This is a genomic window from Pseudomonas sp. R62, from assembly GCF_000257605.1.
Taxonomy (GTDB): Bacteria; Pseudomonadota; Gammaproteobacteria; order Pseudomonadales; family Pseudomonadaceae; genus Aquipseudomonas; species Aquipseudomonas atacamensis.
Genome location: NZ_AHZM01000967.1, coordinates 1 through 595, shown reverse-complemented (window position 1 = coordinate 595; position 595 = coordinate 1). Strand labels below are relative to the sequence as shown.

The following is a 595-nucleotide window of genomic DNA, read 5'->3' as shown; positions in this document are numbered from 1 at the left end:
GCAAAACTATACGTAGGTATAGCGGTTCAGCCATCGCGGCTGAAGCGACTGCGGTAGTCGCGCGGGGAGATCGACAGGTGGCGCTGGAAGCAGGCGCGCAGGCGTTCTTCATCGTTGAAGCCGCAGATGCGGGCGATTCGTTCGATTTTGTGCGGGGAGTTTTCCAGTAGGCGTTTGGCCGCTTCGAGTCGGAACAGCTCGAGCGCTTTCGACGGTGTGCGCCCGGTGCGCGCTTTATAGACCCGCGTGAAGTTGCGCAGGCTCATTGCGGCTTGCTCGGCGAGGCGCTCCACCGTCAGATTCGGATCGCCGAGGCGCTCCATGAGCCAAAGGTGCAGATCATCGAACATCGCAGCGTCCTGCGCCTGCGATTGCAGCAGCGTGCTGTATTGCGCCTGGCCGCCGGGGCGTTTGATGTACACCACCAGTTCCCGCGCGACTTGCAACGTCACTTCACGGCCGCAATCGGCCTCGACCAGCGCCAGCGCCAGATCGATCCCGGCGGTGACTCCGGCCGAGGTCCAGACCTTGCCTTGCTGAATGAAGATCGCGTCGGCATCTACCTCGACCGCTGGAAAGCGATCGCGCAAAGCGT

General features: G+C 62.5%; 1 protein-coding gene. It reads right to left on the bottom strand.

Annotation, left to right across the window (positions count from 1 at the left end):
* Window positions 1-26: 26 nt before the first annotated feature.
* On the bottom strand, window positions 27-595 hold a 569-nt coding region (locus OQK_RS01385; protein WP_016770772.1), incomplete at its 5' end, for a GlxA family transcriptional regulator.